We start from the raw sequence: 25,381 nt of genomic DNA on the forward strand, positions 1-25,381 counted from the left end.
TAACGAGATTTTAATGAGTTATGTCGAAGCGTTTATCCTTGCGCTTATTCAAGGATTAACCGAGTTCTTGCCTATTTCCAGCTCAGCTCACCTGATTTTACCTTCAGCGATTTTAGGTTGGGAAGATCAAGGGCTTGCATTTGATGTGGCGGTTCATGTTGGCACGTTAGCGGCGGTTATTATCTATTTTCGTAAAGAGGTGGTGTCGCTATTAAGCGCCTTCTTTGGTTCCATCTTTAAAGGAGAGAGAAGTAAAGAGTCGAAATTTGCCTGGATGATTGTCCTAGCGACGATTCCTGCATGTATTTTTGGTCTTTTTATGAAAGACATTATCGAAATTTATCTACGCAGTGCGTGGGTAATTGCGACAACAACCATTATCTTTGGCCTCTTGCTTTGGTATGTCGATAAAAATGCAGATTTAGTGAATGACGAATACCAAGCCGATTGGAAAAAATCTCTATTTATTGGCGTAGCCCAAGCGATGGCGATGATACCAGGTACATCTCGTTCTGGTGCAACGATTACTGCGGCTCTTTATCTCGGTTTTACACGAGAAGCGGCGGCGCGTTTTTCATTTTTAATGTCGATCCCGATTATCCTCCTCGCGGGTGGCTACTTAGGATTAAAACTGGTTATGAGTGGCGAGCCTCTTCATTTTGGCGTACTCATGACTGGTGTGGTGACGTCGTTTATTAGTGCATATATCTGTATTCACTTATTCTTGAAACTGATATCAAGAATGGGCATGACTCCGTTTGTTATTTATCGTCTCATTCTGGGCGGCGGCTTATTCGCTTTCTTACTGCTGAATTAAGTTAACCGATTGTCCTTATAGCATTGTCCGTATAACTAGGTGCTGCTCATTGTGTAGCACCATTTATCACTCTTTCCTTACTTAGCTCATCTCGCGTGAAAAGCTGCATTGTGATATATATGTGGTCTTAAATCTTTCTCCTCTATATTACGTTACGATTATGCGAATTTTTGTTTTGACATTAACGCTGCTGTTTGGATGGCTTCAATATGAATTGTGGTTTGGAAAAAACGGTATTATTGACTTCAATGCAGTGAATAGTGAGATTCAAGCGCAACATCAAGTTAACGATAACCTTCTCGCTCGAAATGATGAAATGTTTGCTGAAATCGACGATCTTCGCCAAGGCCTAGACGCCATCGAAGAGCGTGCTCGCCATGAGCTAGGTATGGTTAAAGAGGGGGAAACCTTCTATCGCCTAGTTGGAGAGGAATCTCACTAGAATGCCAACACAGTCATCTCAAGAAAACACCGATAAAAAAGAGACGCTAGAGTCGATCGTTGCGATTGTCCCTGCGGCAGGGGTGGGTAGCCGAATGCAAGCTGACCGACCTAAGCAGTACCTAGAAATAAACGGTACCACGATTTTAGAACATACGGTGAATAAGCTTCTTTCTCATCCAAGGATCACAACCGTTGTCGTTGCGATCAGTGAACATGATCCCTACTACTCGTCGTTACCGGTGGCCAATCAGTCTAATGTTATTCGTGTTAACGGCGGGAAAGAGCGTTCAGACTCAGTATTTTCTGCGTTAAACTATCTTCGCCAGCATGGCTCTTCAGCATGGGCTCTCGTACATGATGCAGCCAGACCCTGTGTTCAATTGGCCGATATAGATAGCCTCATAGAGACAGCACTTGCTCATGATGTAGGGGCAATCCTCGCCTCGCCTGTACGCGATACAATGAAGAGGGCAGATAGCGCTCAAAACATTGCCACTACGGTCGATAGAGATAGGCTTTGGCACGCTCTGACACCTCAAATGTTCCCTGTAGAGGCTTTGTCTGTCGCGTTAGATGAAGCATTAAAGCAAAGTGCGGTTATTACCGATGAAGCTTCAGCAATGGAGCGACTAGGCCTAGCGCCAGCATTGGTCCGTGGTCGCTCTGATAATATCAAGATTACTCAGCCAGAAGATCTCGCCTTAGCTGAGTTCTATTTAAGTCGAAAAAAGGAAATCGAATAATGCGAATTGGTCACGGTTTTGATGTACATAAGTTTGGTGGTCAAGGGCCGGTTATTATTGGTGGTGTCGCGGTACCGTATGAGCAAGGCCTACTTGCTCATTCCGATGGTGATGTGGCTCTCCATGCGTTAAGCGATGCGCTACTTGGCGCCATTGCTGAAGGAGATATTGGCCGACACTTTCCAGATACCGATGACAAATGGAAAGGCGCAGATAGCCGAGAGTTGCTGAAAGATGTTTATCGTTTAGTGAAAGAGAAAGGTTACGTTCTTGGCAATGCCGATGTCACTATTATGGCTCAAGCCCCTAAAATGGCGCCCCACATCAAAGCGATGTGCGCAGCCATTGCCGAAGACTTAGAAACCGAGCTGATTAACGTTAATGTAAAAGCGACCACAACCGAGCGTTTAGGTTTTACTGGCCGAAAAGAAGGTATCGCCTGTGAAGCTGTCGTATTACTGTTAAAAAGTAGCAACTAACCACCTAGCGTTAGCAAAAGTACCCGATTAAAACTCATTTTAGAGTCACACAGTGACGGAAGAATATTATGTCAGATGTTTTATCCCAGTTTCATTACTTACACGGTAAGCCTTCCGCAAAGGCCAAACTAAAAGCTAAAGCTGAACACTTTAAAGTCAGTGAAGACTTAGGTTATGAATTTACCGGTTCGGGTGAGCATCTTATGCTGCGTATTCGAAAAACGGGTGAGAACACCAGCTTTGTAGCGAATGAATTAGCAAAAACCTGTGGCGTCAAATCAAAAGATATCAGCTGGGCGGGTTTAAAAGATCGTCACGCGGTGACAGAGCAGTGGCTTAGCGTACATTTACCAAAAGGGGAGACGCCTGATTTTGGGTCTTTCTTAGCTCAGCATCCGAGTATTGAAATCATCGACATAACTCGTCATAACAAAAAACTTCGCCCTGGCGATCTGGCTGGCAACGATTTCGAAATTACGCTGTCTGATGTGACGGATATTGAAGATGTTATAAAACGATTAGAACAAGTCGAAAAGTTTGGCGTGCCGAACTACTTCGGTAGTCAGCGATTTGGTAACCAAGGTAATAACCTTGATGAAGCAAGACGTTGGGGACGTGAGAACGTTCGAACGCGCAATCAAAACAAACGTAGCTTATATCTCTCGTCTGCTCGCTCGTGGATTTTTAATAAAATCGTCTCGGCGCGTTTAGAGAAAAGTGTTTTTGATACCGTTCTAATTGGCGACATTATCACTGGATCGGAATCAACGCCGGTGACTGAAGAGAGTGTTGCTGCACATCAGCAATCTGTTGCCAATAAAGAAGCAATGATCACGGCAGCATTAGCGGGTGATAATGCGCTACCGACACAAGAGAGCGCACTCGAACTTGAGCAACCTCATCTCGATAGTGAACCCGATCTTATGGCGCTAATCCGAGGTAATCGAATGCGTCATGATCGTCGCGCAATCTTATTGCAACCTAAGAACTTCACATGGTCACACAGCGGAACTGAGGTAACACTGAAGTTTTCACTCGATGCAGGAAGCTTTGCTACCTCCATTGTTAGAGAGCTGGTGGAAGAAGAGATCGTCGAACGCGTATATTAAGAAAGTATTAAGGTTAAGCGACAATGAAGCCAAAATTAAAAATATTAATCAGTAATGATGATGGCGTTCATGCTGAGGGAATTCATGCTCTCGCTAACGCCTTAAAAGATCTCGCGACAATCATCATTGTTGCGCCGGATCGAAACCGCTCTGGGGCATCCAATTCATTAACCTTAGAGCAACCGCTAAGAGTAAATGAGATTTCACCGCAGGTATTCTCTGTTCAAGGGACGCCAACTGACTGCGTACATTTTGCACTTAATGAGCTGATGAAGGATGATCTTCCGGATCTGGTTCTATCGGGGATCAATCATGGTGCAAACCTAGGGGATGATGTGCTCTATTCTGGAACGGTAGCAGCGGCAATGGAGGGGCACTTTTTAGGGGTTCAATCTATTGCCTTCTCATTGGTTGGCAAAGTGAACTTCGATTCAGCGGCACTAGTGGCTAAAAAGATTGTAGAGCAGCATATAGCGCAGCCAATCCCGACAAACCGTCTATTGAACGTTAATATTCCAGATACAGATGATCACCAAGAGTTATCAATAAAAGTTACTCGATTAGGTGCCCGTCATCACGCTGAGAATATGATTAAGCAGAAAGATCCGCGTGGGCATGATATTTATTGGTTAGGCCCTCCCGGAAAAGAGCAAGACGCTGGAGAAGGGACAGATTTTTATGCTATTGATAAAGGTCAAGTTTCTGTAACACCGCTGCAAGTTGACCTAACAGCACATGAATCATTACGAGCGATGGAACACTGGTTTAAGGAAGACGGAATATGACAAACCCACATGCAGACAAGTTGATTGATTTTCTTGTTGCGAGTGGCATCCAAGATCCACAAGTTTTGCAAGCAATACGCAATTTACCACGAGAGAGCTTCGTTTCTCAGGCTATGGTTCATCAAGCGTATGACAACAATGCTCTACCTATTGGACAAGGGCAAACCATCTCACAGCCCTATATTGTGGCAAAAATGACAGAACTCCTTGAGCTGAATCATAATAGCATTGTACTTGAAGTGGGAACTGGCTCGGGTTACCAAACTGCGGTGTTGGCTCAATTGGTGGAGCATGTTCACTCTATAGAGAGAATTAAAGCGCTTCAGTGGGATGCTAAAAGGCGTTTAAAGCAATTAGATATTTATAATGTCTCGACGAAACATGGTGATGGTTGGAAAGGCTGGCCAAATAAAGCCCCTTTTGATGCCATTATTGTCACAGCGGCTGCAGAGAGCATTCCTCATGCTCTGCTTGAGCAGTTGGCTGACGGTGGACGTATGATTATTCCTGTTGGCGAAGATGAGCAACAATTAATGAAGATCACACATCGAGATGGAGAATTTGTTTCAGAGATCATTGAGGTGGTGCGATTTGTTCCACTTGTAGCAGGTGACCTAGCTTAGCGATGCGTTTTTTATCTAGAAACTTATTGGTGTTATTTCTTCTCAGCCTCCTCATTGGATGTGCTGCGAGAAACCCTGCGCCAGTATCTGGATTAAATAAAGATTACAGCAGTGTTTCTCGTGGAAGTTATCGAGGCAGTTTTTACCAAGTAAAGAAAGGCGATACGCTTTATTTTATCAGCTATATAACCGATAAGGATGTTAAAGAAATAATTCGGTATAACAATTTAAAAGCCCCTTATACGATTCATCCTGGTCAAAAACTCAACTTATGGCGTAAGAATTATGTTGCTCCAGCCTTCGGTGGGACGGGAGCTGGAGCAGTAACTGCTGCAAGTTCCGATAAAACAAGTAAAAACTCTAATCAGAAAAAAACCGCGACCCCAACTAAAGTCGTACAAAAAGATCCCCCAAAGAAGGTTGATCAATCAAAATCAAAGGAGTATGTTAAATCAACAAGTAAACAAAATGTTAACAAACCTACAGCTACTACAACGCCAAAAAATGACAAAGTGAGTAGCTGGATATGGCCAACAAAAGGGAGAATCATTAAGAAGTTTTCTGCTGGTGAACAAGGGAATAAGGGTATTGACATAGCAGGACAGCGAGGTCAATCCATCGTCTCAACAGCAGGAGGAACCGTTGTTTATTCGGGCAATGCGTTAAGAGGTTACGGCAATCTAGTGATTGTAAAACATAATGATAACTACCTCAGTGCATACGCTCATAATGATCGGTTGCTTGTACAAGAAGGACAAAATGTAAAAGCAGGTCAAAAAATAGCAACAATGGGCAGTTCAGGGACCAGCAGTGTTCGATTACATTTTGAAATTCGCTACCAAGGTAAGTCAGTGAACCCAAATCGCTACTTACCGTAAAAATTTACTTTTAAGGTAATATAGCGACATTAAGAAGTAGTAATGTCTTGCTAGCTCGCCAGGGGGAGGCACTATGAGTATCAGCAATGCAGCAACGAAAGTCGAAGAGTTTGATTTGGATACTACCGCGAAGGATGACGGTAAATCTAAAAAACGACCAGTAAAAGCCACTAAAGCAAAATCAACTAAAGGGAAGCCAGCCGCTGCTGAAGAAGCAGAAGTTTCCAGTAAAAGCCTAGATGCTACTCAGCTCTATTTAGGTGAAATTGGTTTTTCTCCACTATTAACCGCAGAAGAAGAAGTCTTGTTTGCTCGTCGAGCATTACGAGGTGATGAAGCCGCTCGTAAACGTATGATCGAGAGTAACCTTCGTCTTGTGGTCAAAATTTCTCGCCGCTACAGCAATCGAGGCCTTGCCCTATTAGATCTTATCGAAGAAGGTAATCTTGGTCTGATTCGTGCCGTTGAAAAATTTGATCCTGAACGTGGTTTCCGCTTCTCAACTTATGCCACATGGTGGATCCGACAAACGATAGAACGTGCGTTGATGAACCAAACCCGTACTATCCGCCTTCCAATCCATGTAGTAAAAGAGCTTAACATCTACCTGCGTACAGCAAGAGAATTGTCACAAAAGCTGGATCATGAACCAACCGCTGAAGAGATTGCGTTAAAATTAGATAAGCCAGTGGAAGATGTCAGCAAAATGCTTCGCTTAAATGAACGCGTGAGTTCCGTTGATACACCGATTGGTGGCGATGGTGAGAAAGCACTGCTCGATATTATTCCTGATATTAATAACTCAGATCCTGAAGTCTCGACTCAAGATAATGATATTAAGAGCTCTTTAGTGCATTGGCTTGATGAATTAAACCCGAAGCAGAAAGAAGTACTCGCACGGAGATTCGGTCTGTTAGGCTATGAGCCGTCAACCCTCGAAGAGGTGGGTCGAGAAATCAATCTAACTCGAGAAAGAGTTCGTCAGATTCAAGTTGAAGGATTACGCAGACTACGTGAGGTATTGATTAAGCAAGGGCTTAACATGGAAAACCTCTTTAGTGTAGAAGATGAATAGCGTAAAAGATGAGTAGACAATAAGACCAATACCACTGGAACCTTAGTCAAAACAGAGAACAGTGAAGAGATAAAAAAGGTACCGCTATTCCATTAATAGCAGTACCTTTTTTGTATTCGTTGAGCTGGACGTTCATGTAAAATCTGAGCAAGAAAAGAATTAGATCATTTTCTTTAAACGATAGAGCGCATCTAGTGCTTGTCTTGGCGTAAGATCATCAGGATCAATACCTGCCAGTGCGGATTCAACTTCGCTTGGTTCTGGAATTAGGCTCAACTGATTGGCGATATCAACCGCAGTCGATTTAGTTGGCTCCGATGCTGTTCCTAACTGCTCAAGTTGAGTAAGTTTGTTGCGTGCATTCTTAATCACACTTTTTGGCACACCAGCCAGCCCTGCGACTGCTAGCCCATAAGATTTACTTGCTGCGCCCTCTTGAACTGCGTGCATGAAGGCAATGCTATCTCCATGCTCAACCGCATCTAGGTGAACGTTAGCCAAGTGTGGTAGCTGGTTTGGCAGTTCTGTTAATTCAAAGTAGTGAGTTGCAAATAGGGTCATAGCACCAATGTTGTTGGCTAACCATTCAGCGCTTGCCCATGCAAGAGACAACCCATCGTAAGTACTGGTTCCTCGGCCAATTTCATCCATGAGTACTAGGCTTTTTAGCGTCGCATTGTGAAGAATATTCGCAGTCTCAGTCATCTCTACCATAAAGGTTGAACGGCCAGAGGCGAGATCATCGGATGCACCGATACGAGTAAATATTCGGTCTATAGAGCCTATTTGTGCCGATTCTGCCGGTACATAGCTACCAATATGCGCCATTAAAGCAATCAACGCAGTTTGTCGCATGTAGGTGGATTTACCTCCCATGTTAGGGCCAGTAATGATCAGCATTTTACGATTGCTATTGAGCTCTATTGGGTTAGCAATAAACGGTGCGTCCATCACTTTTTCTACGACAGGGTGTCGGCCAGCTTGAATTTGTATCCCTGTTTCACTGCTGATTGTCGGCCGACAGTAATCTAACGTTTCAGCACGTTCAGCAAGGTTCTGTAGTACATCGATTTGTGACACCGCGGATGCGATATTTTGCAGTCGCTCTAAGTGAGGAAGAAGCAGATCAAACAGTTCATCCCACAATTTTTTCTCTATCGAGAGGGCTTTTGACTTCGAGTTCAGAACTTTATCTTCATGCTCTTTGAGTTCAGGAATGATGTAGCGTTCGGCATTTTTCAGTGTTTGACGTCTAACATAATGAGCAGGCACCAAGTGACTTTGTCCACGACTTACCTGAATAAAGAACCCATGAACGTTATTAAAGCCGACTTTTAAGGTATCGATACCATGGCGCTCACGCTCATCGGCTTCCAGTTTATTGAGAAACTCGGTTGCGCCCTCAGCTAAGTCACGCCACTCATCAAGCTCTGCGCTATACCCTTGAGCGATAACGCCACCATCACGAATAACAACTGGCGGATTGTCTTTGATTGCACGCTCTAATAGATCTCTAACGTCATCAAACGGTGCGGAATACTGGCTGAGCTTTACTAGGTAGGGCTGTTTTAATTCCTCTAGATTGGCGTTCAATTCAGGCAGTTGTTGTAGCGCTTGGCGCAATCTTGCCATGTCTCTTGGACGAGCAGAGCGAAGCGCTAATCGCGCCAAAATTCGCTCAATATCGCCAATCTGTTTCAATATTGGTTGTAAATCAGAGTACAAACCTAAATCTTTTATTTCACCAATAGCATCAAGGCGCTGGTTTAACGTATCAGCACAACGCATTGGTTGATGCAGCCAGCGTTTTAGCATTCGGCTGCCCATTGCCGTCGAGCTGTGATCGAGCACTTCGGCTAAGGTATTATCTAGCCCGCCAGATAGGTTATGGGTGATTTCTAAGTTACGTCTTGTTGCCGCGTCCAAAATAACTGAGTGATCTTGGCGATCAAAGGTTAAAGAACGAATGTGAGGCAGGGTAGTACGTTGGGTATCTTTTACGTATTGAATCAAACAGCCCGCCGCACATAACCCCAGTTTTGCATTCTCAACCCCAAAACCGACAAGATCACGGGTACCAAATTGTTGGTTTAGCTGTTGCTTAGCAGTATCAAGTTCAAATTCCCAGACAGGGCGGCGGCGATTACCATTGCGGTTTGTCATTAAATGAACGGGTTCAAAATCTTCAGGGAAGAGCAACTCTCTTGGGGATGTGCGCTGAAGTTCAGCCGCCATCGCTTCTTCATTTTCAGGCTCAATCAATTGGAAACGACCAGACGTCATGTCTAAGGTGGCATAACCAAATTTATCGTTATGATGATAAATAGCGGCAATTAAGTTGTCGACACGCTCAGACAGCAACGCTTCATCGGTTACGGTACCCGGTGTCACAATACGTACGACTTTACGCTCAACAGGGCCTTTACTTGTGGCGGGATCACCCACCTGCTCACAAATAGCGACGGATTCACCCAGTTGAACAAGCTTTGCAAGGTAGCCTTCTATGGAATGATAAGGAACCCCGGCCATAGGGATCGGCTCGCCTGCAGAAGCACCACGTTTAGTTAGCGAGATATCGAGCAGTTGTGAAGCACGTTTTGCGTCGTCATAAAACAGTTCGTAAAAATCACCCATACGATAAAGCAGAATAATATCGGGATTCTCAGCTTTGAGTTTGAGGTATTGCTGCATCATCGGTGTGTGTTTTTGATCGGCTTTCACGGTTCTGTTCTTCCGTTTGTTTCTATTGCGGCTTAGGATACGTGAATACGATTAACGCGAAAAGATCCAAATTCACGCGATAGTAATACAACGAGGGTTTTCTGCATGGAATCACATCTATTATTGAGTCAACAGCTTGGGCAATTGCTTCTAAAAACAAACCATATAATGGCGACTGCAGAATCTTGTACTGGTGGCGGCGTTGCGACCGCCATTACCGATGTTGCAGGCAGTTCCGCATGGTTTGACCGAGCGTTTGTTACATATAGTAATGAAGCAAAAATGGAAATGCTGGGTGTAAAATCGCAGACATTGGATCTCTATGGCGCAGTGAGTGAGCCTATTGTGCTCGAAATGGTCAACGGAGCGTTAGTAAACTCGAAGGCAACCATCGCGGTTTCAATCAGTGGAATTGCAGGGCCGGGTGGCGCGACAGAAGATAAACCTGTAGGTACAGTTTGTTTTGCTTGGGCAAATAATATCGATTGGCGCAAAGTGGAAACGAAATATTTTGATGGTGATAGAGCGAGTGTTCGATCGCAAGCAATAACCTATGCACTTCAAGTTGTTATTGAATATTTGAGTGAGAACGCCAAATAGCATATCGGTAATATTGACAATAAATAGTGTGACACAAACAATATAAAGCTGTTATTTTTTTCATACAGGTATGGACACTGTATGAATCAACAGTATAATGAAAACCAATTAGAGCCCCTTTGAAGGGTGAACCGAATAGTCTAGTTCGCAATTGAAATGGCGAACCGTGTGGAGATAGAGATGGACGCAAATAAAGAAAAAGCATTAGCCGCAGCCCTTGGCCAGATTGAAAAACAATTTGGTAAAGGTTCTATTATGCGTCTTGGTGACAACCGTACAATGGACGTTGAAACCATCTCAACGGGTTCACTTTCATTAGATATCGCACTCGGTGCTGGTGGTCTACCAATGGGACGTATCGTTGAAGTATACGGTCCAGAATCTTCAGGTAAAACAACGTTAACTCTTGAGTTAATTGCCGCAGCTCAACGCGTAGGTAAAACATGTGCTTTCGTTGATGCCGAGCACGCTCTAGACCCAATTTACGCGCAAAAGCTTGGTGTTGATATTGATGCACTTTTAGTTTCTCAGCCTGATACTGGTGAGCAAGCTCTTGAAATTTGTGATGCACTGGCTCGTTCAGGTGCAATCGACGTTCTTGTTATTGACTCTGTTGCAGCTTTAACACCAAAAGCAGAAATTGAAGGTGAGATGGGCGATAGCCACATGGGTCTTCAAGCTCGTATGCTTTCTCAAGCAATGCGTAAGCTAACGGGTAACTTGAAGCAGTCTAACTGTATGGCTATCTTCATTAACCAAATTCGTATGAAAATTGGTGTTATGTTTGGTAACCCAGAGACAACAACAGGTGGTAATGCACTTAAGTTCTACGCTTCTGTTCGTCTTGATATTCGTCGCACAGGTTCAATCAAAGAAGGCGATGAGATCGTTGGTAACGAAACACGTATCAAGGTTGTTAAGAACAAGATTGCGGCACCATTTAAACAAGCAGAAACACAAATTCTTTACGGTAAAGGCTTTAACCGTGAAGGTGAACTGATTGACCTAGGCGTGAAGAATAAGCTAGTAGAAAAAGCGGGCGCTTGGTACAGCTACAACGGCGATAAGATTGGTCAAGGTAAAGCAAATGCAGGTAAATACCTACGTGAGAACCCTGAAGCAGCATTGGCAATTGATACTAAATTGCGTGAAATGCTATTAACGCCAGCACTTCCTGAAGAGCCAGAGGCGGCAGAAGAGCAGCCAGAAGAAGAGCTATAATTTTATAAGTTCTGTTTATCTTCAGAATATAAATAAAAGCCTCGCATTGCGGGGCTTTGTTATGTTCATCGCCTATAAATCTTTCACCCCCTCAGAGTGCTTGCACTATAGAACTCAAAGCGTGCCATTGAAAAAACCTAATTTCGTTCCTCATTTCATCTCAATGACCTCTTTTTAACTAGAAAACTAGTCTATGAGTTAACCATGATCTACAATACGGCAAAATTCTAACTCGACTATTTTCAGGAAGAGCTGCATGTACATGAGCACTGATGAGGTTCGCAACGCGTTCCTTAAGTTCTTTGAGAGCAAAGAACACCAAATCGTAGACAGTTCATCGTTAGTTCCACATAACGATCCAACCCTGCTATTCACTAACGCAGGTATGAACCAATTCAAAGATTGCTTCTTAGGCGCAGAAAAGCGTGCCTATACTCGAGCAACTACGGCTCAGCGTTGTGTACGTGCGGGTGGTAAACACAACGACCTTGAAAACGTAGGTTTCACGGCTCGTCACCACACTTTTTTCGAAATGCTAGGTAACTTCAGCTTTGGTGACTACTTCAAAGAAGAAGCGATTGGGTTTGCTTGGGAATTCCTGACTGAAACTCTTCAACTGCCAAAAGACCGTCTACTAGTAACAGTATACGAGACAGATGATGAAGCCTTCGATATCTGGAATAAAAAAGTAGGCGTCCCTGCTGACCGTATCGTTCGTATTGGCGACAAAGAAGGTGGTAAACAGTTCGAGTCTGATAACTTCTGGACGATGGGTGACACTGGTCCTTGTGGTCCATGTACTGAAATCTTCTACGATCACGGTGAACATATTTGGGGCGGTCGCCCTGGTACACCTGAAGAAGATGGTGACCGTTTTATCGAGATCTGGAACAACGTATTCATGCAGTTCAACCGTCACGCTGACGGCACAATGGAACCGCTACCTAAGCCTGCTGTCGATACTGGTATGGGTATTGAGCGTATTTCTGCAATCATGCAGGGCGTTCACTCTAACTACGAAATTGATGTATTCCAAAAACTAATCAAAGCGACAGCGGAAGTTGTTGGTCATGACGATCTATCTAACCAATCGTTGCGCGTTATTGCTGACCACATCCGTTCTTGTTCATTCCTAATCGCTGATGGTGTGATGCCTTCAAACGAAGGTCGTGGCTACGTTCTACGTCGTATTATTCGTCGTGCAGTTCGTCACGGTAACAAGCTTGGTGCGCAAGGCGTGTTCTTCCACAAACTTGTGGGTGTACTAGCTGAAGTGATGGGCTCTGCGGCAGATGAGCTTAAGAAACAGCAAGAGCTTGTTGAAAAAGTACTTCGCATTGAAGAAGAGAACTTTGGTCGTACTCTAGAGCGCGGCATGGTTATTCTTAATGACGCACTAGACGCACTGGAAGGTAAAGAGCTTGACGGAGAAACAGTTTTCAAGCTTTACGATACATACGGCTTCCCGGCTGACCTTACTAACGATGTAGCTCGTGAACGCGACTTTACTATCGATGAACAAGGTTTTGAGAAGGCGATGGAAGCGCAGCGTAAGCGTGCACGTGAAGCTGGCCAGTTCGGCACTGATTACAACGCGACGATCAAAGTAGACACGAACACTGAGTTCTGTGGTTACACGGGTACTGAAGGTGCTGGTGAAATTTCTGCGCTATTCGTTGATGGCGAAGAAGTGTCTTCACTATCGGCAGGCGACAAAGCAATCATCATCCTTGAAGAGACACCATTCTACGCAGAATCAGGTGGTCAATGTGGTGATGCTGGTACGCTAAAAACGGCATCGGGCTTATTCCAAGTACAAGATACTCAGAAGCTAGGTAACGCATTTGCACACCACGGTGAACTCGTTGAAGGTGTATTTGCTCAAGGCGATAAAGTAGAAGCAACGGTTGATGCTGAGCGTCGTGCTGCTATCTCACTAAACCACTCTGCAACTCACTTACTTCACTCTGCATTGCGTGAAGTTCTAGGTGAGCACGTTGCTCAGAAAGGCTCTTTAGTTAAGCCAGACAACCTACGTTTTGACTTCTCTAACCTTGAAGCGGTAACGCCAGCACAGATTAAAGAAGTAGAGCGCTTGGTTAACGCACAAGTTCGTAAGAACCACGTGATTGAAACCAACATCATGGACATCGAGTCAGCCAAAGAAAAAGGTGCAATGGCACTGTTTGGTGAGAAATACGATGATGAAGTTCGTGTTTTGTCTATGGGCGATTTTTCTACTGAACTTTGTGGTGGTATCCACGCGAACAATACCGGTGATATCGGCCTATTCAAGATCACTTCTGAAGGTGGTATCGCAGCGGGTATTCGTCGTATTGAAGCGGTAACGGGTGAAGTGGCGTTAGACGTTTTAGATGCTCAACACGCGCAGTTTGAAGAAAAACTCTCTGAAGCGGCGACTAAATCGAAGCAATTAGAGAAAGAAATTCAACAACTGAAAGACAAGATGGCTGCGGCTGAAAGTGCAAATATCATGGGCAAAGTTGAGGAAATTGAAGGTACTAAAGTACTGGTTGCTGCCATTGAAGGTGGTGATAACAAAAACTTACGTGTGATGGTTGATGAAGCTAAAAACCGTGTAGGCAGCGGTATTATCCTTCTTGCTAACGTTGCTGATGGTAAAATTGGCTTAATTGCAGGCGTAACTAAAGACCTGATCGGTAAAGTGAAAGCGGGCGACCTCGTAAAAATGGTTGCGGAACAGGTTGGTGGTAAAGGTGGCGGCCGTCCTGATATGGCTCAAGCAGGTGGCAGTGATGTTGAAGCCTTGCCAGAAGCTCTTGCCTCTGTAAGAGTTTGGCTGGAAGAGCGCCTTAAGTAAGCGTTGATAATAAGGTTCGTTCATTCGAGCCTTATGTTGAAAAAAATGTTTGTTCAATTAGAAAAATTTGATTGAGCATAACAAAGTGAATAGAACCAAGTGGTTTAATTGGCCGAAATATAGTGCCAAGTAGACGACTTGGTTTTTCTCTTTTACATACGTATAAATCGTATTTTGAAAGTCTAGTAAGTTTTAGTCTTGGGAAGGTGAAGGCTGGTGAAAAAGCCCGTTATTGTACAAAAATTTGGTGGTACTTCAGTAGGAACGATTGATTCGATCTATACTGTCGCCAAGCATGTTATTAATGCAAAAAATCAAGGCAATCATGTTGTGGTTGTTGTCTCTGCGATGTCAGGTGAGACGAATCGCTTAATGTCTTTGGCTAAGCAAGTTGATAGTGTTCCCAATGCGCGAGAGCTTGATGTCTTGCTCTCTGCTGGTGAGCAAGTCTCGATGGCGCTGCTAGCAATGGCTTTAGATAAGCTAGGGCACAAGGCGTGTTCTTTGACGGCAAGTCAAGCGAAGATACATACCGACAATCAACACAATGATGCAACGATTAAGAGCATTAATACTGATACCATTGAGCGGTTATTAACACAGAACAACATTGTGATAGTCGCGGGTTTTCAAGGTATTAATGATAACGGGGATATCACGACATTAGGCCGTGGTGGCTCAGACACGAGTGCAGTTACTTTAGCGGGCGCACTCAGTGCGAAAGAGTGTCAGATCTTTACGGATGTTGATGGCATTTACACTTGCGATCCAAGGGTCGTCACTAATGCGAAAAAGTTGGAAGAGATAGATTTTCCTTCTATGGAGCAGATGGCAAGTAAAGGAGCTAAAGTCCTTCATTTACCTTCAGTGCAGTATGCGTGGAAACACAATGTTCCTCTACGCGTGTTATCGACATTTGAAGTGAATTCGGGAAGTTTGATCAAAGGTGACAGCCCAACTCGAGAGGTTGCAGGCTTAGCGATAAATCGACATTTATTATTCATTGAAATCGATGAACAGTTCATAGTCAGCGCTACGACTCAATGTCAAATGCTTGGGATCAACCTATTTAGTGTGATCAAACATCCAGATCGTAGCGGCATAGTGATTGAACATGAGTCAATTTCAAAATTGGATCTGGTGTTCAGCGACAAAATCCGTAATAGTTCAGAGGTAAGCCTGTTAACGGTCGTTGGCTTGCGAGCAAAAGGATTGATTAAGTCGTCAAAGCAGTTGTTAATGGAGTGTGATATTAACGTTGTTGATCATTTTCTCGATAATGACTCATTAACTATCCTTCTTTCAAGAGATTGCGTAGATAATGCTGCTTGTATGCTACATGATGCTTACATTGCCCAAGGCCAAGCATTCGATGACCAAAAGAAACACATGCTTTTAGGCTAATATTGATTAACATTATTGTTTACGAAAATATAACTTTTGTTAGATAATACTTTCGTAGCAAATTTATTTAGAGACTACGCAAGGAGCTAGTAATGCTAATTTTGACTCGCCGTGTTGGCGAAACTCTTATGATCGGTGATGAAGTAACAGTCACTGTTCTTGGTGTAAAAGGTAATCAGGTTCGTATCGGTGTTAATGCTCCAAAAGAGGTTTCTGTGCACCGCGAAGAAATCTACATGCGAATCCAAGCAGAAAAAGGTAATGGTAACGTTGCACCTGGCGGCAGCTACTAATACTGTTGAGAGGCTAGCTAATCAGCTGGCCTTTTTTGTAAGTTTAAATCAGATATTACGAGTAAAAAGAGTGATTTCACATCGCTTTGATTAAATTGCAAACGGTTGACGTTTTTTTTAATCTTTTTGCCAAGAAAGTGTTTGACATATTTTTGGTAAATCGTAATATGTGCCTCCGCAAGACGGTGAGGTGGCCGAGAGGCCGAAGGCGCTCCCCTGCTAAGGGAGTATGTGGTTTGTAGCCGCATCGAGGGTTCGAATCCCTCCCTCACCGCCATTTCTTGCTTATTTGTTTTAGCATGCAAATAGACAGTTTGCTTTAGCAAGCAAATTGAGAGAACAATGTGCGTCCTTAGCTCAGCTGGATAGAGTACCTGGCTACGAACCAGGCGGTCGGAGGTTCGAATCCTCCAGGACGCGCCATTCTTTTTAAGAATAGCATTCTTATTAGAATGAAAGACATAATGTGGAGAGGTGGCCGAGTGGCCGAAGGCGCTCCCCTGCTAAGGGAGTATGTGGTTTATAGCTGCATCGAGGGTTCGAATCCCTCCCTCTCCGCCATTTATTGACCTTGGGTCAATTTTTTTGTTCCAGAATAAATGAATTGTGATATGCTTCACAATCTTGCGCGTCCTTAGCTCAGCTGGATAGAGTACCTGGCTACGAACCAGGCGGTCGGAGGTTCGAATCCTCCAGGACGCGCCACTATTAAGGGTTTTATAATCCTGGTGCTGAATCAATGATTCGACATCGAAACCTTGTGCGCTCTTAGCTCAGCTGGATAGAGTACCTGGCTACGAACCAGGCGGTCGGAGGTTCGAATCCTCCAGAGCGCGCCACTATTAAGGGTTTTTATTAATCCTGATGTGAATCTATGATTTATCATCGAAACCTGTGCGTCCTTAGCTCAGCTGGATAGAGTACCTGGCTACGAACCAGGCGGTCGGAGGTTCGAATCCTCCAGGACGCGCCACTATTAAGGGTTTTTATTAATCCTGATGCTGAATCAATGATTTAACATCGAAACCTTGTGCGCTCTTAGCTCAGCTGGATAGAGTACCTGGCTACGAACCAGGCGGTCGGAGGTTCGAATCCTCCAGAGCGCGCCACTATTAAGGGTTTTAATTAATCCTGATATTAATCGCTTATCTAAGTAATAAATATCAAAACCCCGTGCGTCCTTAGCTCAGCTGGATAGAGTACCTGGCTACGAACCAGGCGGTCGGAGGTTCGAATCCTCCAGGACGCGCCACTATTTAAAAAAGCCTCGCTTAATAGCGGGGCTTTTTTATTAACATTTCATTATCATTTTGATAACTTGCCATTTACAAGTCTTTGTTTTTATAAGTTATTTTCAAATTTATTAACTGCATCTCACTATTCGCCCCAGTTTTGGATTAATGTCCAATAATCCGTCAGCTTATTCAGCTAAAAAGCATCAAATATTCAGAGTTATGTGATTTGAACGATGAAAAAATCGTCAATATTGCGCTTTATCATTAAGAGTTGATTAAACAAAATTGACAAACTTTTACCAATCGAGATAATCCTAGATTACTGTCGACATTATTTACTGGATCCGTCGACACAAAAATTGTCAGGATGACAAAGAAAGGAAGCAACATGACAAACATTGGAAGCCTGCTAGGAGATGCTGCAACCCTCATGATTACGGGTATGTCAGTCGTCTTTATTTTCCTAACTATTCTTGTATACCTTGTTCGGTTAATGTCGAGACTGGTGCCACCAGAAGCGCCAGAGTCGTTCGCTACGCCAATTCAAAATAATAAAGTTCAATCAAATCCTTCTGCTATCAGTCCGAAAGTTGTTGCAGCGATCTCTGCTGCGGTTCATCAACATCGTATTTCAGCAGCAAAATAGATTTTTTAAGGATTAAAAGGAGTTAATGAGCATGTCTAAACCACTAGCTATTACAGATGTGGTCCTTCGTGACGCCCATCAGTCACTATTTGCTACGCGTATGCGTATTGAAGATATGCTGCCTATTGCAGCAGAATTGGATAAAGTCGGGTATTGGTCCCTAGAAACATGGGGAGGCGCTACGTTTGATTCTTGTATTCGTTTTTTGGGGGAAGACCCTTGGGAGCGTTTGCGTGAATTAAAGAAAGCAATGCCAAATACACCAATGCAGATGTTACTGCGTGGTCAAAACCTTTTAGGTTACCGTCACTATGCGGATGATGTTGTCGAGAAGTTCGTTGAACGAGCGCACACTAACGGTATGGATGTATTCCGTATCTTTGATGCGATGAATGATGTACGAAACTTCCAAACGGCAGTGAAAGCAACGGTCGATGTCGGTGCTCATGCACAAGGCACAATGTCGTACACCACAAGCCCTGTACATAACTCAGACACTTGGGTTGATTTGGCTAAGCGTCTAGAAGACTTAGGTTGCCACTCATTATGTATTAAGGATATGTCAGGCCTCTTGAAGCCTTACGAGGCTGAAGAGCTTATCTCTCGCATTAAAGCATCGTGTGACGTACCACTGGCGCTTCATTGTCATGCAACAACAGGTCTATCGACTGCAACGGCTGTTAAAGCGGTTGAAGCGGGTGTGGATATTCTAGATACCGCTATCTCTTCTATGAGTTGTACTTATGGACATACGCCAACAGAAACCGTTGTTGCGATGTTAGAAGGCACAGAACGAGATACCAACCTGAAATTAGATCAAATTGAGCCTATCGCTGCTTACTTCCGTGAAGTCCGTAAAAAATACGCGAAGTGGGAAGGTCAGTTAAAAGGAATTGATTCAAGAATTCTTATCGCTCAAGTTCCTGGTGGCATGTTAACTAACATGGAAGGGCAGCTAAAAGAGCAAGGCGCTGCTGATCGTCTTGATGAGGTACTTGAAGAGATCCCACGCGTTCGCAAAGAGCTTGGTTATATCCCACTAGTGACACCAACATCGCAAATCGTTGGTTCTCAAGCGGTGATCAATGTCTTAACCGGTGAGCGTTATAAGAGTATTACGAAAGAGACTGCAGGTCTTCTTAAAGGCGAATACGGTGCTGCACCTGCTGAAGTTGATCAAGAGCTGCAAGCAAAAGTATTAGATGGCGCAGAGCCTGTTACGTGCCGCCCTGCTGACTTACTTGATAATGAGCTAGATTCATTAACAACAGAGCTGTTAGAAAAAGCGAAAACGGACGGTATTTCATTGGCTGAAGACACCGTTGATGATGTATTAACGTATGCGTTATTCCCACAAGTTGGATTGAAGTTCCTTAAGAACCGTCGTAACCCTGAAGCTTTTGAACCTGCACCAAGTGCAGAACAAGCTCAACCACAAGTGACGGCTAGCCCTGCTGCAGGTGGTATTGAGAGCTACAGCGTTAAAGTTGATGGTCAGGTTTATGATGTCGAGGTCGGTCCTCAAGGTGAGCTTACTTCGGTTGCTCCTGCTCAAGGCTCAGCGCCTGTCGCAGCACCAGTAGCACCTGCTGGGAACTCAGAATCTGTACCTGCACCACTTGCTGGAAATATCTTTAAAGTTAACGTTCAAGCTGGCGCTCAGGTTGCGGAAGGAGATGTACTATTGATCCTTGAAGCGATGAAGATGGAAACGGAAGTACGAGCTGCTCGTGGCGGTATTGTACAAGATCTTCATGTGAAAGAGGGCGATGCTGTTACTGTTGGTTCGCCACTTCTAAGCTTAGCGTAAGGGATCACCATGGAAGGATTGATGATCTTATGGTCAGAGACAGGGATCGCTAACTTTGAATTTGGTCAACTATGCATGATGTTAGTTGGCGCAATTCTGCTGTTTTTAGCGATTACTCGTGGCTTTGAACCATTACTATTACTGCCTATCGGCTTTGGCGCAATATTAGCAAACATCCCAAATGCTGGATTTACCGATCCAGGTGGTTTGCTTTATTACGTTTATTATATTGGTATTGAAACTGGTATTTTCCCACTACTTATCTTTATGGGTGTTGGGGCAATGACGGATTTTGGTGCGCTGATTGCAAACCCGAAAACCTTATGGCTTGGGGCTGCTGCTCAGTTTGGTATTTTCGCCACTCTATTTGGTGCGATTATGCTGAACTACATACCAGGAATGGAGTTCTCCATGCCTGACGCAGCTTCTATCGCAATCATTGGTGGTGCAGATGGTCCAACGGCGATATTCCTTGCTAGCAAACTGTCGCCTGAATTACTTGGTGCTATCGCTGTTGCCGCATACAGCTATATGGCATTAGTACCGATTATTCAGCCGCCAATCATGAAAGCTCTGACAACACCTGAAGAGCGTTCAATCAAGATGGCTCAGCTTAAACATGTCGGTAAAGCGGAGAAGGTTATCTTTCCACTTGCTGTATTGTTGATGACTATTCTGTTCTTACCGTCAGCAACACCACTTGTTGGTATGTTCTGTCTGGGTAATTTGATGCGTGAAGCGGGCGTAGTTGATCGCTTGTCGAAAACAGCTCAAAACGAACTGATTAACGTTGTGACTATTTTTCTTGGTCTTGGCGTAGGTTCTAAGCTTCAAGCTGATACATTCTTGAACTTTAAGACGTTAGGTATTTTGTTACTCGGAGCGGTCGCATTCAGTATCGGTACCGCAGCGGGTGTTTTGATGGCTAAGCTTCTGAACAAGTACTCGAAAGAAGACATCAACCCACTTATTGGTGCTGCTGGCGTATCGGCTGTACCTATGGCGGCGCGTGTCGTGAACAAGGTTGGCTTAGAAGCGAACTCACAAAACTTCTTACTGATGCATGCTATGGGACCAAACGTAGCAGGTGTACTTGGTTCAGCGGTTGCTGCTGGTATTCTTCTTGCGCTTGTAGGTTAACAAGAGTGAGTGGTTAATAAGGTTTTGCTGTTTAACGAAAAGGCTATTTAGTCAAGAGATGGTTAATTTGCGAGCCAAAAGTTAACTTAGTTGCAAGAAATGTTATATATTCAAAGGGATGCTTCGGCATCCCTTTCTTTTTTTAATAGGGAATCGTAACGATGGAAAATAAGCAGATTGCAATTACCAAATTCGGTGGCGTTGATGTTCTTAGCACCCTAACGTCAGATGTACCTCAGCCAAAACCTGGTGAGGTGGTTGTTAAAGTTGTATTTTCCGGTGTTAACCCTATCGATGTTAAAACTCGTGCTGGTCTTGGTTGGGCAGCTGCTCAAAATAAAGATAATTTGCCTTGGGTACCAGGTTACGATATTGCTGGAAAAATCGTAGCAGCAGGCGATAATGCAACCCGTTTTGAACAAGGTGCGACTGTTGCAGGTTTTATAGGCTTTCCGCTACAAGGGGGAGGGTATAGCCAGTATGTATGTGTTTCTGAAACTGAATTAAGTTTGGTGCCTGATGCGGTGACACTGGAAGCTGCTGCGGTACTCCCTTTAGCGGGTCAAACGGCAGCACAAGCACTCAATAAAGCAGAAGTAAAAGAGGGCGATCGCGTTCTTATTCTTGCAGGAGCAGGCGGTGTTGGTCATCTTGCAGTACAAATCGCCATTGCCGCAAAAGCAGAAGTTTTTACTAGCTGCAGTGAGAGCAATTTAGACTACATGGCGACACTAGGTGCACACGCGATCAATTACGAATTTGCTCCTGTCTCTGAAAGAGTTGAAGAAGTGGATGTACTTATTGATTTGATTGGAGGCGATGCTGCCTTAGATGCATTGAAGTGCTTAAAAGACGGGGCGCGAGTTGTGACGGTTCCTACCTTAAGCGCTGAACTTATTTGTGAAAAAGCCAAGCTTCTTGGTTTTGAAGCAACCGGCATGCTCGTTGATCCTAATCCAGAACAACTTGATACTATGCTTTACATGGTAAGCGTTGGACTGCTTAAAACAGAGATCCAACAAATATTCCCTTATACACAAGCGCAAGATGCCCATTTACAAATTGAAACGGGGCATACGCGAGGCAAGGTGTTACTTGATATGCAATGCTAGAGACGTTTACTTCTGCGTTTGAAACTTTCGCTCTTTGGTTTTCTGACTCCGCCCTTTGGGTTCTTTTCATCAGTGGCTTTCTTAGTGCTACATTGTTACCTGGTGGTTCAGAAGCAGGGCTAATTGCTACATTAGCCCTAAATCAATACTCTACTTTCATCATTATTGTTATTGCGACCATAGGTAACACCCTTGGTGGTATGACAAACTATTGGCTTGGTTTATTTTTACCAAATCGAACTCAACAAGAAAAACATGGTCATAAAGCTATTCACTGGCTTAATCGCTATGGCTACTGGACGTTATTATTTAGTTGGTTACCGGTTATTGGTGATCCACTCTGCTTAGCCGCCGGTTGGTTAAGAATGCGATTTTTACCTTGTTTTATTCTTATTCTTATTGGTAAAGCGCTCCGATACAGCTTATTAGCTGCAATCTACTTTGGATTCTTTTAAGGAAATGTCATGAGAAATATTTGGTTAGGAGCAGTTTCTCTCCTCACTATTTCAGCCTGTTCAAGTTACACAATTCCTTCCGTTCCTTTTTTCTCTTCAGTGCCTGATGGGGTGACATTAATTGAAGAGGTTTCTCAAACACCTGACAAGGTGATGATCCCGTACTCAAAATATGAGTTAGATAATGGGCTAACGGTCATATTATCTCCGGATCACTCTGATCCACTCGTTCATGTCGATGTTACTTATCATGTTGGCTCTGCCCGTGAAGAGGTGGGTAAGTCAGGCTTTGCGCATTTCTTTGAGCATATGATGTTCCAGGGATCTGAGAATGTGGGCGACCAAGAACACTTCCGACTTATTACCGAAGCGGGTGGAACATTAAATGGAACCACCAATCGAGACCGAACTAACTACTTTCAAACCGTACCCTCCAATCAACTTGAAAAAGTATTGTGGTTAGAGTCTGACCGCATGGGCTTTTTACTTGATGCGGTCTCTCAGCACAAATTTGAGATTCAGCGTGATACGGTAAAAAATGAACGCGCACAGGGCTATGATAACCGCCCTTATGGATTAATGTGGGAGCGAATGGGGGAATCTATCTACCCTGAGGGGCACCCATATTCATGGCAACCAATTGGCTATGTAGAAGATCTTGATCGTGTTGATGTGAATGATCTTAAAGCATTCTTCCTACGTTGGTATGGGCCAAATAACGCCGTAATAACAATCGGTGGTGACTTTGACGAAGATGAAACGTTAGCGTGGATAAATCAGTATTTTGGGTCAATCCCTAAAGGCCCTGAAGTTGAAAAGGCACCTAAGGAACCGGCAGTGCTGACGGAAGATCGTTACGTCACCTTAGAAGATCGTATCCAACAACCAATGGTAATCGTGGGTTGGCCAACCGAATATCGAGGAAGCGAGCAACAAGTGTCGTTAGACTCTTTAGCTAATGTACTTGGTGGTGGCGCGAATGGCTTGCTCTATCAACGTTTGGTGAAAACTCAAAAGGCTGTGGATGCCGGTGCATTCCAAGATTGTGCTGAGCTTGCGTGTACATTCTATGTCTACGCGATGGGGGCATCGGGCGGAGAAGGGGATTTAACCCCACTGTACGAAGAGCTAATGGATACACTGGAGGTGTTTTCAAATGAGGGGGCTGAGCAAGAGCGCCTCGATCAGATCACGGGCATGGCAGAAGCAAACGCCGTATTTGCACTAGAAAGTGTTCGCGGCAAGGTGACTCAACTCGCTTCAAATCAAACCTTCTACGGTCAGCCAGATCGTATTGAAACACGCTTAAATCAGATCCGTGAAGTCTCCCCTGTATCGATTATGTCTGTGTACCAAGAGTACCTACAAGGCAAACCGAAAGTGACACTGAGTGTTATACCGAGAGGTGAAATGGATCTTGCGGTACAAGAGGCTAATTTCAGCCCTGCAGAACGAACCTTGCCAGAATATCAAAAGATTTCAGCAGACCAGCTAGAGCAACGCCGAGCAATTGATGAGTTTGATCGTTCAGTGATGCCAGAAGTTGCTGGTGGCGTTCAAGCACAAATGCCTAAGCTGTATGAAGTGTATTTTGATAATGGTGCGGAGCTGCTAGGCACAAAAACCACTGAAACCCCAACCGTTCAAATCGAGTTTTACTTACCTGCAGGAGAGAGGCACGTTGCTAGAGGAAAAGAAGGACTAGCGAACTTGACGGCTTCACTGTTGGAAGAGGGGACACAGCAGCGCTCTTTAGAAGCGCTTAAGGCAGAGCTCGATAAGCTAGGTAGTAATATCAGTGTCAGCGCGGGCTCTTATAGCACGTCAATCAGTGTGTCGGCATTGGAAAAAAACTTAACGCCAACGTTGGCAATTGTGGAAGAGATTCTTTTTGAACCTAAGTTTGCTCAAGCGGATTTTGACAGGCTCAAACAGCAAATGTTAGAGGGCGTGATTTATCGTCACCAAACTCCTAACTGGCTAGCATCACAAGCCACACGTCAAGTTATCTTCGGCCGTTCGCTATTTTCTCGTTCTCGAGATGGAACAGAGGCGTCGATAGCAAACTTAACGTTAGATGATGTAACGGAGTTTTATAACACGCATTACACACCACATGGCGCTCAAGTTGTGGTCGTAGGTGATATCGATAGAAAAGCGATTAAACAAGAGTTGGCCTTCTTCTCGAATTGGCAGGGAGAGGTCTCTCCGCTACTAAGGCCACAAGTGGTGAAACCACTGACGGAACAGAAGATATATCTCGTTGATAAACCTCATGCACCACAGAGTGTGGTTCGCCTGGTTAGAAAAGGTCGCTCTTTTGATGCCACTGGAGAGACTTACTTAACTCAACTTGCTAACTTCAATTTAGCGGGTAATTTCAATAGTCGAATCAATCAGAATCTACGTGAAGATAAAGGTTATACCTATGGAGCTAGCGGCTATTTAGCAGCGAATCGCGAAGTGGGTATTATCGTGTTTAATGCTCAGGTTCGAGCTAATGCTACCGTTGCTTCTATAGAAGAGCTGCAAAAAGAGCTAGCACTGTTTAGTGAGAAGGGGCTTACGGAATCTGAACTAGACTTCTTGCGTTTAGCCGTTGGTCAGCAAGATGCCCTTAAATACGAGACGCCATCGCAAAAAGCGGCGTTGCTAAGTAATATTCTTACCTATAGTTTGGATGAAGACTATCTACAGCAGAGAAATCGAATTGTAGAAACCGTCGATAAGGCAACGCTAGATAAGCTCGCAAATAAATGGTTTAACCCTGATGATTACCAAATTATTGTGGTTGGTGATGCGAAGAGCTTAATGCCGGAGTTAGAAAAACTCGATATTCCGATAGAAGAGCTTGAAATCATCCGTTAGAGTACACATTTATAAAGGGCGGATGATTCCGCCCAAATTCTAACAACCTATTTTAGTGCTAGCTTAATGGTGAGTTTTTCT

The 25,381-nt window shown here is 44.1% G+C and carries 21 protein-coding genes and 8 tRNA genes; 28 read left to right on the forward strand and 1 reads right to left on the reverse strand.

The genetic code is table 11. The features are described from left to right. The first annotated feature begins 13 nt into the window (after nt 1-13). From KP803_RS03345 to rpoS, 9 genes are all read left to right on the forward strand, one after another. A complete protein-coding gene (locus KP803_RS03345) occupies nt 14-817 on the forward strand; it encodes an undecaprenyl-diphosphate phosphatase (protein WP_248007429.1) in 804 nt (267 codons plus the stop codon). A 160-nt stretch (nt 818-977) separates the two neighbouring features. Continuing rightward, nucleotides 978-1,259, forward strand: a complete 282-nt coding sequence (gene ftsB, locus KP803_RS03350) for a cell division protein FtsB (protein WP_248007430.1) — start codon at nt 978-980, stop codon at nt 1,257-1,259. Between the two features lies 1 nt (nt 1,260). After that, nucleotides 1,261-2,004 carry a 2-C-methyl-D-erythritol 4-phosphate cytidylyltransferase gene (gene ispD, locus KP803_RS03355; RefSeq protein ID WP_248007431.1) on the forward strand — a complete coding sequence of 248 codons (744 nt, stop codon included), beginning with the start codon at nt 1,261-1,263 and terminating at the stop codon, nt 2,002-2,004. Continuing rightward, entirely contained in the window at nt 2,001-2,483 is a 483-nt protein-coding gene (gene ispF / locus KP803_RS03360; RefSeq protein WP_248007755.1) for a 2-C-methyl-D-erythritol 2,4-cyclodiphosphate synthase, read from the forward strand. Before ispD ends, ispF begins: the two co-directional genes overlap by 4 nt. Nucleotides 2,484-2,551: 68 nt before the next feature. Then, on the forward strand, nt 2,552-3,592 hold the full coding sequence (gene truD, locus KP803_RS03365) for a tRNA pseudouridine(13) synthase TruD (protein ID WP_248007432.1): 1,041 nt from the start codon (nt 2,552-2,554) through the stop codon (nt 3,590-3,592). 23 nt (nt 3,593-3,615) lie between these two features. Next, nucleotides 3,616-4,377 carry a 5'/3'-nucleotidase SurE gene (surE, locus tag KP803_RS03370; RefSeq protein ID WP_248007433.1) on the forward strand — a complete coding sequence of 254 codons (762 nt, stop codon included), beginning with the start codon at nt 3,616-3,618 and terminating at the stop codon, nt 4,375-4,377. Next, nucleotides 4,374-5,000, forward strand: a complete 627-nt coding sequence (locus KP803_RS03375) for a protein-L-isoaspartate(D-aspartate) O-methyltransferase (protein WP_248007434.1) — start codon at nt 4,374-4,376, stop codon at nt 4,998-5,000. Before surE ends, KP803_RS03375 begins: the two co-directional genes overlap by 4 nt. Nucleotides 5,001-5,002: 2 nt before the next feature. Beyond that, nucleotides 5,003-5,878 (forward strand): murein hydrolase activator NlpD, encoded by an 876-nt coding sequence (gene nlpD, locus KP803_RS03380; protein WP_248007435.1) that lies wholly within the window; start codon nt 5,003-5,005, stop codon nt 5,876-5,878. A 73-nt stretch (nt 5,879-5,951) separates the two neighbouring features. Next, complete coding sequence (gene rpoS, locus KP803_RS03385; RefSeq protein WP_248007436.1) at nt 5,952-6,953, forward strand: RNA polymerase sigma factor RpoS; 1,002 nt, start codon at nt 5,952-5,954, stop codon at nt 6,951-6,953. Between the two features lie 159 nt (nt 6,954-7,112). On the opposite strand, the gene mutS is transcribed toward rpoS, so the two are convergent. Next, nucleotides 7,113-9,674 carry a DNA mismatch repair protein MutS gene (gene mutS / locus KP803_RS03390; protein ID WP_248007437.1) on the reverse strand — a complete coding sequence of 854 codons (2,562 nt, stop codon included), beginning with the start codon at nt 9,672-9,674 and terminating at the stop codon, nt 7,113-7,115. A 105-nt stretch (nt 9,675-9,779) separates the two neighbouring features. Here mutS and KP803_RS03395 point away from each other — a divergent pair, with 105 nt between their 5' ends. From KP803_RS03395 to KP803_RS03485, 19 genes are all read left to right on the forward strand, one after another. After that, on the forward strand, nt 9,780-10,274 hold the full coding sequence (locus KP803_RS03395) for a CinA family protein (protein ID WP_248007438.1): 495 nt from the start codon (nt 9,780-9,782) through the stop codon (nt 10,272-10,274). Between the two features lie 180 nt (nt 10,275-10,454). Further along, nucleotides 10,455-11,495, forward strand: a complete 1,041-nt coding sequence (gene recA, locus KP803_RS03400; protein WP_248007439.1) for a recombinase RecA — start codon at nt 10,455-10,457, stop codon at nt 11,493-11,495. A 256-nt stretch (nt 11,496-11,751) separates the two neighbouring features. Next, a complete protein-coding gene (gene alaS / locus KP803_RS03405; protein WP_248007440.1) occupies nt 11,752-14,337 on the forward strand; it encodes an alanine--tRNA ligase in 2,586 nt (861 codons plus the stop codon). Nucleotides 14,338-14,553: 216 nt separating this feature from the next. Further along, the gene (locus KP803_RS03410) at nt 14,554-15,741 is read left to right on the forward strand and encodes an aspartate kinase (protein WP_248007441.1); all 1,188 of its coding nucleotides are present in this window, start codon (nt 14,554-14,556) and stop codon (nt 15,739-15,741) included. Between the two features lie 92 nt (nt 15,742-15,833). Then, nucleotides 15,834-16,034, forward strand: a complete 201-nt coding sequence (csrA, locus tag KP803_RS03415; RefSeq protein ID WP_248007442.1) for a carbon storage regulator CsrA — start codon at nt 15,834-15,836, stop codon at nt 16,032-16,034. Between the two features lie 184 nt (nt 16,035-16,218). After that, nucleotides 16,219-16,311: transfer RNA gene (locus tag KP803_RS03420), tRNA-Ser, on the forward strand. Nucleotides 16,312-16,380: 69 nt separating this feature from the next. Next, a tRNA-Arg gene (locus KP803_RS03425) sits at nt 16,381-16,457 on the forward strand. A 45-nt stretch (nt 16,458-16,502) separates the two neighbouring features. Continuing rightward, nucleotides 16,503-16,595, forward strand: a tRNA-Ser gene (locus KP803_RS03430). A gap of 67 nt (nt 16,596-16,662) precedes the next feature. Then, a tRNA-Arg gene (locus tag KP803_RS03435) sits at nt 16,663-16,739 on the forward strand. A gap of 57 nt (nt 16,740-16,796) precedes the next feature. Next, a tRNA-Arg gene (locus KP803_RS03440) sits at nt 16,797-16,873 on the forward strand. Between the two features lie 57 nt (nt 16,874-16,930). Further along, nucleotides 16,931-17,007: transfer RNA gene (locus tag KP803_RS03445), tRNA-Arg, on the forward strand. A 59-nt stretch (nt 17,008-17,066) separates the two neighbouring features. Then, nucleotides 17,067-17,143: transfer RNA gene (locus KP803_RS03450), tRNA-Arg, on the forward strand. 66 nt (nt 17,144-17,209) lie between these two features. Next, a tRNA-Arg gene (locus tag KP803_RS03455) sits at nt 17,210-17,286 on the forward strand. Between the two features lie 371 nt (nt 17,287-17,657). Beyond that, nucleotides 17,658-17,915, forward strand: coding sequence for an oxaloacetate decarboxylase subunit gamma (locus KP803_RS03460; protein WP_248007443.1), 258 nt, complete (start codon nt 17,658-17,660; stop codon nt 17,913-17,915). Nucleotides 17,916-17,946: 31 nt separating this feature from the next. Next, nucleotides 17,947-19,725 (forward strand): sodium-extruding oxaloacetate decarboxylase subunit alpha, encoded by a 1,779-nt coding sequence (gene oadA / locus KP803_RS03465; RefSeq protein WP_248007444.1) that lies wholly within the window; start codon nt 17,947-17,949, stop codon nt 19,723-19,725. 9 nt (nt 19,726-19,734) lie between these two features. Next, nucleotides 19,735-20,865 (forward strand): sodium ion-translocating decarboxylase subunit beta, encoded by a 1,131-nt coding sequence (locus KP803_RS03470; protein ID WP_248007445.1) that lies wholly within the window; start codon nt 19,735-19,737, stop codon nt 20,863-20,865. Nucleotides 20,866-21,026: 161 nt separating this feature from the next. Continuing rightward, nucleotides 21,027-21,977 (forward strand): NADP-dependent oxidoreductase, encoded by a 951-nt coding sequence (locus KP803_RS03475; protein ID WP_248007446.1) that lies wholly within the window; start codon nt 21,027-21,029, stop codon nt 21,975-21,977. Continuing rightward, the gene (locus KP803_RS03480) at nt 21,971-22,432 is read left to right on the forward strand and encodes a YqaA family protein (protein ID WP_248007447.1); all 462 of its coding nucleotides are present in this window, start codon (nt 21,971-21,973) and stop codon (nt 22,430-22,432) included. The genes KP803_RS03475 and KP803_RS03480 overlap by 7 nt, the downstream gene beginning before the upstream one ends. A 9-nt stretch (nt 22,433-22,441) precedes the next feature. After that, nucleotides 22,442-25,300 (forward strand): M16 family metallopeptidase, encoded by a 2,859-nt coding sequence (locus tag KP803_RS03485; RefSeq protein ID WP_248007448.1) that lies wholly within the window; start codon nt 22,442-22,444, stop codon nt 25,298-25,300. The last annotated feature ends 81 nt before the right edge of the window (nt 25,301-25,381 follow it).

This window comes from Vibrio amylolyticus, from assembly GCF_023145695.1.
Classification (GTDB): Bacteria; Pseudomonadota; Gammaproteobacteria; order Enterobacterales; family Vibrionaceae; genus Vibrio; species Vibrio amylolyticus.

Bases quoted from the DNA above. Each gene is read 5' to 3' on its own strand.
- KP803_RS03345 (WP_248007429.1), top strand. From the start codon at position 14: ATGAGTTATGTCGAAGCGTTTATCCTTGCGCTTATTCAAGGATTAACC.
- ftsB (WP_248007430.1), top strand. From the start codon at position 978: ATGCGAATTTTTGTTTTGACATTAACGCTGCTGTTTGGATGGCTTCAA.
- ispD (WP_248007431.1), top strand. From the start codon at position 1,261: ATGCCAACACAGTCATCTCAAGAAAACACCGATAAAAAAGAGACGCTA.
- truD (WP_248007432.1), top strand. From the start codon at position 2,552: ATGTCAGATGTTTTATCCCAGTTTCATTACTTACACGGTAAGCCTTCC.
- surE (WP_248007433.1), top strand. From the start codon at position 3,616: ATGAAGCCAAAATTAAAAATATTAATCAGTAATGATGATGGCGTTCAT.
- KP803_RS03375 (WP_248007434.1), top strand. From the start codon at position 4,374: ATGACAAACCCACATGCAGACAAGTTGATTGATTTTCTTGTTGCGAGT.
- nlpD (WP_248007435.1), top strand. From the start codon at position 5,003: ATGCGTTTTTTATCTAGAAACTTATTGGTGTTATTTCTTCTCAGCCTC.
- rpoS (WP_248007436.1), top strand. From the start codon at position 5,952: ATGAGTATCAGCAATGCAGCAACGAAAGTCGAAGAGTTTGATTTGGAT.
- KP803_RS03395 (WP_248007438.1), top strand. From the start codon at position 9,780: ATGGAATCACATCTATTATTGAGTCAACAGCTTGGGCAATTGCTTCTA.
- recA (WP_248007439.1), top strand. From the start codon at position 10,455: ATGGACGCAAATAAAGAAAAAGCATTAGCCGCAGCCCTTGGCCAGATT.
- alaS (WP_248007440.1), top strand. From the start codon at position 11,752: ATGTACATGAGCACTGATGAGGTTCGCAACGCGTTCCTTAAGTTCTTT.
- csrA (WP_248007442.1), top strand. From the start codon at position 15,834: ATGCTAATTTTGACTCGCCGTGTTGGCGAAACTCTTATGATCGGTGAT.
- KP803_RS03460 (WP_248007443.1), top strand. From the start codon at position 17,658: ATGACAAACATTGGAAGCCTGCTAGGAGATGCTGCAACCCTCATGATT.
- oadA (WP_248007444.1), top strand. From the start codon at position 17,947: ATGTCTAAACCACTAGCTATTACAGATGTGGTCCTTCGTGACGCCCAT.
- KP803_RS03470 (WP_248007445.1), top strand. From the start codon at position 19,735: ATGGAAGGATTGATGATCTTATGGTCAGAGACAGGGATCGCTAACTTT.
- KP803_RS03475 (WP_248007446.1), top strand. From the start codon at position 21,027: ATGGAAAATAAGCAGATTGCAATTACCAAATTCGGTGGCGTTGATGTT.
- KP803_RS03480 (WP_248007447.1), top strand. From the start codon at position 21,971: ATGCTAGAGACGTTTACTTCTGCGTTTGAAACTTTCGCTCTTTGGTTT.
- KP803_RS03485 (WP_248007448.1), top strand. From the start codon at position 22,442: ATGAGAAATATTTGGTTAGGAGCAGTTTCTCTCCTCACTATTTCAGCC.